The 11642-nt window shown below is 69.6% G+C and carries 7 protein-coding genes; 4 read left to right on the forward strand and 3 right to left on the reverse strand.

What is annotated here, in order from left to right; all coding sequences use genetic code 11:
* Positions 1-12: 12 nt before the first annotated feature.
* Entirely contained in the window at positions 13-1572 is a 1560-nt protein-coding gene (locus NMB40_RS13335; protein ID WP_494358707.1) for a hypothetical protein, read from the reverse strand.
* Positions 1573-1601: 29 nt separating this feature from the next.
* Positions 1602-3755: a RelA/SpoT family protein gene (locus tag NMB40_RS13340; RefSeq protein WP_494358708.1), complete on the reverse strand. Its 2154-nt coding sequence runs from the start codon at positions 3753-3755 to the stop codon at positions 1602-1604.
* Between the two features lie 96 nt (positions 3756-3851).
* On the opposite strand from NMB40_RS13340, the gene NMB40_RS13345 reads away from it, so the two are divergent.
* Complete coding sequence (locus tag NMB40_RS13345; RefSeq protein WP_494358709.1) at positions 3852-4388, forward strand: hypothetical protein; 537 nt, start codon at positions 3852-3854, stop codon at positions 4386-4388.
* A 42-nt stretch (positions 4389-4430) separates the two neighbouring features.
* Here the strand turns inward: NMB40_RS13345 and hrpA are convergent, their stop codons facing one another.
* Positions 4431-8531 carry an ATP-dependent RNA helicase HrpA gene (gene hrpA / locus NMB40_RS13350; RefSeq protein WP_494358710.1) on the reverse strand — a complete coding sequence of 1367 codons (4101 nt, stop codon included), beginning with the start codon at positions 8529-8531 and terminating at the stop codon, positions 4431-4433.
* Between the two features lie 89 nt (positions 8532-8620).
* Between hrpA and NMB40_RS13355 the strand changes: the two genes are divergently transcribed.
* The 3 genes from NMB40_RS13355 (at position 8621) to NMB40_RS13365 (ending at position 11541) form a co-directional block, all read left to right on the forward strand.
* The gene (locus tag NMB40_RS13355) at positions 8621-9184 is read left to right on the forward strand and encodes a Dps family protein (RefSeq protein ID WP_282247186.1); all 564 of its coding nucleotides are present in this window, start codon (positions 8621-8623) and stop codon (positions 9182-9184) included.
* Positions 9185-9262: 78 nt separating this feature from the next.
* Positions 9263-11065: a DNA helicase RecQ gene (gene recQ / locus NMB40_RS13360; protein ID WP_494358711.1), complete on the forward strand. Its 1803-nt coding sequence runs from the start codon at positions 9263-9265 to the stop codon at positions 11063-11065.
* A 92-nt stretch (positions 11066-11157) separates the two neighbouring features.
* Positions 11158-11541, forward strand: coding sequence for a CopL family metal-binding regulatory protein (locus tag NMB40_RS13365; RefSeq protein WP_494358712.1), 384 nt, complete (start codon positions 11158-11160; stop codon positions 11539-11541).
* Positions 11542-11642 lie beyond the last annotated feature (101 nt).

Consider the following 11642-nt stretch of genomic DNA (forward strand, 5'->3'; position numbering starts at 1 on the left):
AACGAGCGCGCACTATAGCCGACCGGGTGCATCGCGCAGGCGCTGCTGCAGCGCCTCGTACTCGGCCGTCGCCGGGGAAACACCCCAACGCGCGGCCTGTTTCAGCGCTTCCTGCGCGAACGCCACGTCGCCCCGTCCCAGGCGCTCGCTGCCAATGGCCAGCCAGCGTTGGCCCAGGCGCTGGGCGGCATCGGCCTGGCCACCACCGCGCGACAGCGCCTGCCACGCTTCCAGGCACGCGCCTGCGGCCTGCACGCGGTTCTCGCGCAGGCGATCTTCGACGCATTGCCGAGTGGCGGGCACCAGCTGCTGCGCGGCCGCACGCACCCGCGCATCCTGCGGGGCCAGCGCCTGCGCTTCGCGCAGTGCGTCATAGGCGCTGCTGCCGGGCGGCGACAGGATGTCGCCACGCGCCTGCGCCTCCTCGAAACGCTCAAGAAGGGCGCGCACGGCCTGCTCGCGGCGCCGGTTCGGTGCGGCGGGTGCGCTCAGCGCCCGCTCGGCCTGGCGCGCCTGCGCAACGGCCTGGCGCGACGCCGCCAACTGGCGTTCGGACGCGCCAAACTTCTGCGCCGTGGCCAGCGCCTGTGCTGCCAGATCGAAACGGAAATCCGCGGCCTGCCGGGTCGCTGCCGCCAGCAGCGCCTCGATCACCTGCTGCAGCCCGCGCTGCGCGACGGCGTCCTCCGGGCGCACCGCCAGCACGGCCTGGAAGGCGTCACCGGCCGATTGCCAGCGCTGCCGGCGCAGCAACCGCTGCCCGTCGCGCACGCGCGCCTCCAGCGCGGCGTTCAAGGCGGCTTCGCTTGCCGGCAGGTCGACATGGCCTGCATCAAAGTCACGTGCGCGCTGCACGCGCGCCGCCGCACCGGCGACATCGCCCTGCGCCGCCGCGTCGCGTGCCTGCTGCAGCAGGTCTGAGAGCGCATCCTCGCGCCCTTCCAGTGCGCGCAGGTGGTTCGGCGCGCGCGCCAGTACCTGCTGGAACAATGGCAAGGCGCTGTCATCACTGCCATCCAGCCGTTGCGCCTGCAGCGCCGATTCGGCCCAGCCCAACAACGCGCCGATACCGGCGCCCTCCTGCTGGTGGTCGCGCAGCCGCCGCGCCACGGCATCGGCGTCGCGCTGCGGCACCTGCAGCTCGCGGGCCAGGGCCAACGCGCGTTGCGCGGTGGCCGCATCGCCGGCATCGAGTGCGGCATTGGCCTGTGCCAGTGCGGCCTGCGCGGTACGCGCCAGGCCTGCGCGGGCCTGCGGACGATCGCTGTCCAGTGCCAGCGCCGCCTGGTACCACTCGCGCGCGCCGCTGCCATCGGCTGCGGTCAGGCGGCCGGCCGCCAGCGCACGGTCGCCCCGGTCCAGCAGCTGCTCCACCTGCGGTTCGTTCCAGAACCAGTTCGCCAGCGGGCGCCGGAACGCCACCAGCAGCACGAACACCGCCACCGCCACCAGCAGCGCCCAGCGCCAGATGCGCCGCGACTGCCACGCCTGCACCCACCACCAGCGGCCTTCGCGGCGCACGCGGCGCAGGGCGGCATGCGCGGCGTCCTCATGGTCGGGGTGGCGGCTCATTCCGTGAGCGTAGCGTGGGTCACGTGAGGTCAGCCCAGACGCCGCGCGTCGCTGACGCCGGGCAAGGCATCCAGTTTCCCCAGCAGGGTCGAGAGCTGGCCGTAATCGCTCACCTTCAGGCGCAGGCGCAGGTGCGCACGGCCGCTGTTGCGGACGTTGTCGCTGTGGATGTCCAGCACGTAGGCATCTTCCTGCGCGATCAGGTTGGTGATGTCCTTGAGCAGCCAGCGCCGATCCACCGCATCGACCACCACATCCACCTCGTAGCCACCGCCTGCCTGGCCCCATTCGACCGGCAGGATGCGCTGCGGGCTGGCGGCGGACAGCCGCGCCAATGCGGCACAGTCAGTGCGGTGCACGGTGACTCCGCGGGTGCGGGTGAGGTAGCCGACGATGGGTTCGCCGGCCACCGGCTGGCAGCAGCGCGCCAGCTGCACCAGCAGGTTGCCCACGCCCTGCACGGTGAACTTGGACTTGCCCAGGCTGTCGCGGCGCGCGGTGGGCCGGGGCAGCGCGGGCACCGCCGGCTGCGTGGCCGCGCGTTCGGCTTCGAGCAGGGCCCGGCTGACCTGGTGCGGGCCGGTGTCGCCGAGCGCGACCTGGATGTACAGGTCATCGACGCTGTCGGCATGGAACTTCTTCGCCGCCACGGCCAGGTCGGCCTGCGCCAGCCCGAGCCGCTTCAGTTCGCGGTCGAGCAGGTCGCGCCCGGCCTGCACGTTGCGCGCCCGGTCCAGCTTGTGGAACCAGCCGCGCACCTTTTCGCGCGAGCGGTTGCTGGCCAGGTACCCGTTGGAGGCCAGCAGCCAGTCGCGGCGCGGGTCGGCCTCCTTGCCGGTGAGGATTTCCACCCGGTCGCCACTGCGCAGGCGGTAGGTGAGCGGCACGATGCGCCCGTTGACCTTCGCACCGCGGCAGCGGTGGCCGACCATGGTGTGCACGTGGTACGCGAAATCCAGCGGCGTGGCGCCCTGCGGCAGGTCCATCACCTCGTCCTTGGGGCTGAGCGCGTAGACCCGGTCCTCGGTCAGTTCCGCATCCAGCGCGCCGGCCAGCTCACCGCCATGGCCTTCCTGCGACTGCTCCAGCAGCTGGCGCATCCAGGTGATCTTGCGGTCGAACGCCTTTTCCGCGCCCTTGCTGCCTTCCTTGTAGCGCCAGTGCGCAGCCACGCCGAGCTCGGCCTGGGCATGCATGTCGTGGCTGCGGATCTGCACCTCGATCGTGCGCCCTTCCGGCCCCACCACGGCGGTATGCAGGGAGCGGTAGTCATTGGCCTTGGGCCGGGCGATGTAGTCATCGAACTCGCTCGGCACCGGCGCCCACAGCGAGTGCACCACGCCCAGCGCGGCGTAGCAGGCCGCCACGTCCTTGACCATCACCCGCACCGCGCGGATGTCGTAGAGCTGCTCGTAGGCGAGCCGCTTCTTCTGCATCTTCCGCCAGATGCTGTAGATGTGCTTCGGGCGCCCGCTGACCTCGGCCTCGATGCCCTGCGCCAGCAGCTCGCGCGACAGCACCTTCTTGACCGATTCCACGTAACGTTCGCGCGCCAGCCGTGTTTCGTCGACTTCACGTGCGATGCGCCGGTAGGTCTCCGGCTCCAGGTGGCGGAACGCCAGGTCTTCCAGTTCCCACTTCAGCTGCCAGATGCCGAGCCGGTTGGCCAGCGGCGCATGGATGTCGCGGGTCAGCTGGGCCAGCGCGCGGCGTTCTTCTTCGGGCAGGCGATCAGCCGCGCGCATGCGCGCCAGCTGCCGGGCCAGCAGGATCGGCACCACCCGCAGGTCCTGGATGATCGACAGCAGCAGCCGGCGGAGGCCTTCGCTGTTGCGCCCGGCATCGCGCCCGGCGTGCAGCGCCCAGACCTGGTCGGCCGCGTCCAGGCCCTCGAGCAGGCCGACCACGGCGGTCTTGTGGCTGCCCAGCGGAAGCGCGTCCAGCCCGGCACGCAGCCACGGCAGGTCGAACAACAGGGCCGCCAGCAGCGCGCTGTCGTCGGCCGACAGCAGGGCCAGTGCATCCAGGGTATCGGCCAGCACCGGCCACGGGGCGGCCTGGGCGTGGTCGGCATCGTCGGCCCGCCAGCGCTGCAGCAGCGCCTCGCGCAGCGCGGGGGACAGCGAGGCCGCCGAGGGTCGGTTCAACAAGCCATCCAGGCCGGGGACAGAAGCGCGGTTCACAGCATCATGCAGACAAGATAGAGAGCCCTACACTAGCGCTGGTATCGTTGCCGGACAATCAGAACCGGTTCCATCGTGCATTCCTGGAGAGCTGCCATGCGTTTTTCCCGTCTTAGAGTGTTGGCCGCTGCGGCCGTCCTGCTGGCCATGGCCGGGCCCGCCCTCGCCCAGCGCGTGGTCGAAGGCGACCTTCAGCAGCAGATGTCCCCGGCTGAATTCAAGGCGGCCGGCCTGGACAAGCTGAGTTCCACCGAACTGGCCGCCCTCAACGGCTGGCTGCAGGGCAAGGTGGCCGCGGTCAGCGCCGACGTGCGTGAGCAGGTGCGCGAGCAGGTGCGCGAAGAAGCGCGCGAGGAAGGCCGCCAGGAAGTGATCGTGAAGAACCGCGGCTTCTTCGACTTCGGCAGCAATGAGCCGATCGTGAGCACGCTGCAGGGCGAATTCCGCGGCTTCGGCAAGGGCCGCCGTTACGTGCTGGCCAACAAGCAGGAATGGGAACAGACCGACGAGACCACGCTGGCCGGCGTGCGCCGCACCGATCCGGAAGTGTCCATCGCGCCGGGCATGATCGGTGCGTGGTACCTGCAGATCAAGGGCGTGAACACCCGCGCGAAGGTCCGCCGGGTCAAGTGATGGTGCACGCCCCGCGCGGTTGCCGCGCGGGGCGCTGCAGGTTCAGGCCTGGCGCAGGGCGGCCACCCGCTGGGCCAGTTTCTTGGCCGAAATGCCGGTCTTGGCCCCCAGCTCCTGCGCGAACAGCGATACCCGCAATTCTTCCAGGTCCCAGCGCAGCGCCTGCCACTGCGGGCGCTCGCGCAGGCCGCGTGCCTGCGCTTCTTCCAGCGCATCCAGGAACGGACGCAGTTCCAGCATCCGGGCCTGGTCGCGGGGCGGATCGCGCTTGGCCCGCTCGCTGCGCAGGATCATCGCGCGCAGGTAGCGCGGGTACTGCGCCAGCGCATCGGCCGGCGTTTCGCGCAGGAACCCGGGATGGACCAGCGCCGCCAGCTGCTGCTCCAGGTCATCCAGGTTGCCGCGCGCCCAGCCCATCAGCGGTGCTTCCAGCAGCGGCTTGAGTTCGGCCACATGCGCCAGGATGTTCTCGGCCAGTTTCAGCCGTGACATCGCCTCGCCGAACAGCTCGCGGCCAACCGCATCGCGCCGCTTGGCAAAGGCCGCCGGGTCGCGGATCTCACCCAGGCCGTCGGCCAGCACGGCGTTCATGGCCGCGTCGACCAGGTCACCGCGCAGGCGCTCCTGCGATTCGATCGAGGCGTACAGCAGCCCGGTCTTGGGCGGCACCGGCAACTGCTTGCGCGCCTGCTTGGCCTTGTCGGCCAGCGCGATATCCATCAGCCGGCGAACGCCGCGCGGGTGCTGTTCCAGTGCTTCGTTGCGGTCGGCGAAGATGCGCAGTGACGCGGATTCACCGGCATCCACCAGCGCCGGATACGCCGGCACGCCGGCTTCACCGGGCACCTGCAGTGGAATCGGCGCCGCCGGGAAATCACGCAGCCCTTCGGCCGCCAACGCACGGCCCGCGCGTGCGGCGAACGCATCGCCGGCCTGCTCGCCGAAGCGGGCGCGCAGCGCGTCCAGGTCGCGCGAGGCGGCCAGCAGCTTGCCCTGCGCATCGTGCAGGCGCAGGTTCATGCGCAGGTGCGCATCCAGCGCACTTTCATCGAAATCGATGGCCGCCACCTGCGCGCCGGTTGCGCGCGACAGGAACCGGGCAAGCTCGCCACGCAGGTCATCGGCGCTGGGCGCGGGGAACGCCTCGGCGAAGGCACGCCCGAAGTCCGGCGCCGGCACGTAATTGCGGCGCATGGCCTTGGGCAGGCTGCGGATCAACGCGGAGGCCTTGTCGGCCACGAAGCCGGGCGCCAGCCACGACAGCCGTGCCGGATCCAATGCATTGAGCAGGTGCAGCGGCACATCCAGGCTGACGCCGTCTTCGTCGCTGCCCGGCTCAAAGCGGTAGTGCAGCGCCAGCCGCGCATCGCCCAGCGGCAGGTACTTCGGGTAGCGCTCGGCATCGCTGCCCTCGCCCGGCAGCAGGTCGGCCAGCGTCCACGCCAGCGCGCGCTTCTTCTCCGGGGCCAGCGCCTTCCACCAGGTATCCAGCCCGGTGGCCGAATGGATCTCGGCCGGAATCCGGTCCAGGTACCAGCGCGCCTGCCAGCCTTCATCGGCCACGATGCCGGCGCGGCGCAGCTTGGCTTCTTCTTCGCGTGCCTGCTCCAGCACCTTAAGGTTGTCGGCGATGACACTGGCGCGGGTGTTGATCTCGCCGGTGACCAGCGCCTGGCGCACGAAGATGTCGTGCGCCTCGCCCGGGGCGATGCGCCCGTAGTGCACCGGCTTCTTCGGCGCCAGCACCAGCCCGAACAGGCTGATCTGCTCCGAGGCCAGCACCTGGCCCTGCGCACGCGACCAGTGCGGATCAAAGTGTTTGCGCAGCAGCAGGTGCGGCAGCTCGGCGATCACCCAGTCCGGTTCGATCGCCGCATTGGTCAGGCCCCACACCTTCTGCGTATCCAGCAGGGTGGCCGCCAGCAGCCACGGCGGCGGCCGCTTGGCCATGACCGAGCCGGGGAACGGCAGGAAGCGGCGCTGGCGCGGGGCCAGGAAATCGCCCTTGTCGCTGCGGTGGCCGATCTGGGTCGGCAGGCCGGCGATCAGCGCGCGGTGCAGGGTCTGGTAGGCCGCGGCACGCACGCGCTCGCTGAAGGCACTGCGGGCCTCGTCGGTCGCTGCCGGGACGGCGGCGGGCGCAGCGGCGGGAGGCGTTTCGGTCTTGCCCTCGCGGGCCAGGCGGGCGGCGCGGTGCTGCTGGCCACGGGTGGCCTTGGCCTTCTCGGCATCATCGCGACCCGGCGCAGGGGCCGACGAACCGGCCAGCAACGGCGCCATCGCACTGTCCGCCGGCTCTTCGCTCCAGCCAAGCTCTTCGCACAGCACACGCAGCTGGCGGTGCAGCTCGCGCCATTCGCGCATGCGCAGGAAGCCCAGGAAGTGGCGGTCGCACCAGCCGCGCAGCTTGGATTGGGTCAGGTCTTCGTGGGCCTGGCGGTAACCTTCCCACAGGCGCAGCACGCCGACGAATTCAGAACGCCCATCGGCAAACAGCGCGTGTGCGTTGTCGGCAGCGGCACGCGCTTCCGGCGGGCGTTCGCGCGGATCCTGGATGCCCAGGAACGAGGCGATCACCAGCATCGGGCGCAGGCAGCCCTGCGCCTGCGCGGCGACCAGCATGCGGGCCAGCTTCACATCCACCGGCAGGCGCGCCATCTGGCGACCGATCGGGGTAAGCCGGCGCTCGTTGTCCACCGCACCCAGCTCGCCCAGCTGCTGCCAGCCATCGGCAATGGCGCGCTCGTCGGGGGCTTCCAGGAACGGGAAATCCTCGATCCGGCCCAGGCCCAGCTGCAGCATGCGCAGGATCACCCCGGACAGGCTGGAACGGCGGATTTCCGGATCGGTGAATTCGGCGCGCGACTGGAAGTCCGCTTCCGAGTACAGCCGGTAGCAGATGCCTGCAGAGACGCGCCCGCAACGGCCCTTGCGCTGGTTGGCGCTGGCCTGCGAAATCGCCTCGATATGCAGCCGGTCCAGCTTCTGGCGCGGGCTGTAGCGCTTGACCCGGGCCAGGCCCGGATCGATCACGTAGCGGATGCGCGGCACCGTGAGCGAGGTTTCGGCCACGTTGGTGGCCAGCACGATGCGGCGCTTGCTGCCCGGGTTGAACACCGCATCCTGGTCTTTCACCGACAGCCGCGCGTACAGCGGCAGCACTTCGGTTTCGCGGTATTTGCGCCGTTCAAGGGCCTGGTGCGCATCGCGGATCTCGCGTTCGCCCGGGAAGAACAGCAGGATGTCGCCGCGCGGATCGAGCCGGGTGATTTCATCCACCGCGGCCACCACCGCATCGTTGACGGTGCGTTCGCCATCGCGGCCGCCGTCCTCGTCGCCACCGCCCTCGCCTTCCAGCGGGCGGTAGCGCACGTCCACCGGGAAGGTGCGCCCTTCCACGCTGATCACCGGCGCATCGTCGAAGTGCTGGGCGAAACGCGAGGTATCGATCGTCGCCGAGGTGACGATCAGCTTCAGGTCCGGCCGCTTGCGCAGCAGCTGCTTGAGGTAGCCGAGCAGGAAATCGATATTGAGGCTGCGTTCGTGCGCCTCGTCGACGATGATCGTGTCGTACTGCGACAGCCAGCGGTCGCTGCTGATTTCGGCCAGCAGGATGCCGTCGGTCATGAACTTGATGCGGGTATCGTCGCCCACGCGGTCGGTGAAGCGCACCTGGTAGCCGACCGTGGTGCCCAGCTCGGAGTGCAGCTCCTGCGCCACGCGGGTGGCCACCGCACGCGCGGCAATCCGTCGCGGCTGGGTGCAGCCGATCATCCCGGCCACGCCACGGCCAGCGGCCAGGCACAGCTTGGGCAGCTGGGTGGTCTTGCCCGAGCCGGTTTCACCGGCGATGACCACCACCTGGTGTTCGCGGATCAGCGCGGTGATGCGTTCGGCTTCACGCGCGATCGGCAGGCTGTCGTCCAGACTGATCGACGGCTGGTTGAGTGCCCGCGCCTGGCGCCGCTGCACCGACGCCTGCAGCGCCTGCTGGAATGCCGCCGCCACGCCGGCATCGGCCGGTTTGGCCCGCCAGCGCGAGAGCATGCCGAGCAGGCGGCCGCGATCACGGCTCATGGCCCCGTCAATGGCAGCCTGCTGCGAAGACAGGGACGAAGCATCGGGTTGTTTGATAGCGGTCATCAATCGAATCGTTTAGAACTTATGAGTACAACTGAAGGTTAGTCTGACTTATTGTGAAGGCCATCCCATCCAACAGGAGGATTTCCCCCATGGCGAAGACCAAGACCCCGGCCAAACCCAAGGCCGCCAAGCCCCAGGGCGCCAAGCAGAAGCTGGCAGCAGCGGCACCCTCGGCCCCGAACATTGATATCGGGATCAAGGAGAGCGATCGCAAGAAGATTGCCGATGGCCTGTCGTCCTTCCAGGCGGACGCGTTCACGCTCTACCTGAAGACCCACAACTTCCATTGGAACGTGACGGGTTCGATGTTCAACTCGCTGCACCTGATGTTCGAAACCCAGTACACCGAACAGTGGGCTGCCCTGGACGACGTGGCCGAACGCATCCGCGCACTGGGCTTCAATGCCCCGGGCTCCTACCGCGAATTCGCCGCCCTGACCTCGATCGCCGAGGAACCGGGCCTGACCGACAGCGCGGACTGGCGTGAAATGGTACGCCAGTTGGTGGCCGCCAACGAGGCCGTGTGCCGGACCGCCCGCAAGGTGCTGGACGTGGCCGACGACGCCGACGACGCCCCGACCGAAGACCTGATGACCCAGCGCCTGCAGACCCACGAGAAGTACGCCTGGATGCTCCGCTCGCTCCTCCAGTAACGCCGGGCCCGTTCCCCCGATGCTCCATCGGGGGAATTCCGGACGGGGAACGCCCCCCGGAACCGGTAAACTAGCGCGATGTCTTCCCGCCCCGCGCACGAACTGCTGCACCGCATCTTTGGTTACGACGATTTCCGCGGTCCGCAGCAGGCGATCGTCGAGCATGTCGCGGCCGGTAATGACGCGCTTGTGCTGATGCCCACCGGCGGCGGCAAGTCGCTGTGCTACCAGGTGCCTTCCCTGCTGCGCGAGGGCACCGGCATCGTCATCTCGCCGCTGATCGCGCTGATGCAGGACCAGGTGGAAGCCCTGCGCCAGCTGGGCGTGCGCGCCGAATACCTGAATTCGACCCTGGATGGCGAAACCGCGGCCCGGGTCGAGCGCGAGCTGGCCGCTGGCGAGCTGGAGCTGCTGTATGTCGCGCCCGAGCGACTGCTGACCGGCCGCTTCCTGTCCCTGCTGGCGCGCAGCCGCATCGCCCTGTTCGCCATCGACGAAGCCCACTGCGTGTCGCAGTGGGGCCACGATTTCCGGCCCGAATACCGCCAGCTCACCGTGCTGCACGAGCGCTGGCCCGACGTACCGCGCATCGCGCTGACCGCCACCGCCGACCCGCCGACCCAGCGCGAGATCGCCGAGCGGCTGGACCTGACCACCGCCCAGCACTTCGTCAGCTCCTTCGACCGCCCCAACATCCGCTACACCGTGGTGCAGAAGGACAACGCCAAGCGCCAGCTGCTGGATTTCCTGCGCGGCCACCGCGATGAAGCGGGCATCGTCTACTGCATGTCGCGGCGCAAGGTCGAGGAAACGGCGGAGTTCCTGTGCAAGGAGGGCATGAACGCCCTGCCCTACCACGCCGGCCTGCCGGCCGAGGTGCGAGCGACCAACCAGCGCCGCTTCCTGCGCGAGGACGGCATCGTGATGTGCGCCACCATCGCCTTCGGCATGGGCATCGACAAGCCGGACGTGCGCTTCGTGGCGCATACCGACCTGCCCAAGTCGATGGAAGGCTATTACCAGGAAACCGGCCGTGCCGGCCGCGACAGCGAACCGGCCGAGGCCTGGCTCTGCTATGGCCTGGGCGACGTGGTGCTGCTCAAGCAGATGATCGAGCAGTCCGAGGCGGGCGAAGAGCGCAAGGCGCTGGAACGCTCCAAGCTCGACCACCTGCTGGGCTATTGCGAATCCATGCAGTGCCGCCGCCAGGTGCTGCTGGCCGGGTTCGGTGAAACCTATCCGCAGCCGTGCGGCAACTGCGACAACTGCCTGCAGCCGCCCGATGCCTGGGATGCCAGCGTGGCGGCGCAGAAGGCACTGAGCTGCGTGTACCGCAGCGGCCAGCGGTTCGGCGTGGGCCACCTGATCGACATCCTGCGCGGCGGCGAGAACGACAAGATCCGCCAGTTCGGGCATACCGAGCTGAGCACCTACGGCATCGGCAAGGACCTCGATGCCCGCACCTGGCGCAGCGTGTTCCGCCAGCTGGTCGCCGCGAGCCTGCTGGAAGTGGACAGCGACGCCTACGGCGGCCTGCGCCTGACCGACGGCAGCCGCCAGGTGCTCAAGGGCGAGCGCAAGGTGATGATGCGCCGCGAAAGCCCCAAGACCCGCGAACGCGAGCGCGGCGGCCAGCGCACGGGCCTGTCGGTGCTGCCGCAGGACCTGGCCCTGTTCAACGCCCTGCGCGGCCTGCGTGCCGAGCTGGCGCGCGAACAGAACGTGCCGGCCTTCGTGATCTTCCACGACAGCACCCTGCGCAACATCGCCGAACAGCGCCCCACCAGCATCGATGCGCTGGGGCGCGTGGGCGGCATCGGTGGCACCAAGCTGTCCCGCTACGGCGAGCGGCTGGTCGAGATCGTCCGCGAAGAAGGCTGATGCGCGCGGCCCCAGCCAGACCCACGTCCAACGTTGAACCTGCCGTTCAGGCACGGGTGCGTGGTGGGCGCTTTGGCGTTAAGGTGGCGCCCATGTCCGCCGGTGGCCTGCTCCTGCGAGTGGTATTGATGCTCAGCCTGTTGCTCAACGGGCTGAACGCGGCCATGGCCGGCCCCATGGTGCTGGCGATGGCCACGCCTGCCGCTGCCGCAGACGCGCCTGCACCGCCCTGCCATGGCCAGGATCATGCCGCCATGCACGGTGCCCCGGCCGAACCACCGGCCCAGGCACCGGACGACAGCGAGCACTGCAGGATCAAGGACTGCCTGCGCAACTGCGCCCAGCAGCCCAGCCTGGCCGTCCAGATCGCCTGGCTTCCGGTACCGCCACCGCCGTCGCCGGTGCTGCTGCGCGTTGCCCATCCCGCCCTGCCCAGCCCGCCGCTGGACCGCATCACCCGCCCTCCCATCGCCTGAGCGCGCGTTCGCCACGAACGCCTGCGTGACGCGATGCCGTGCTGACGCACGTGCGTCCTGCCGGCACCTGCGCGTGCCCCTCGGATCCGATTCGGAGTTGC

The organism is Stenotrophomonas sp. FBCC-B152 (assembly GCF_059134105.1).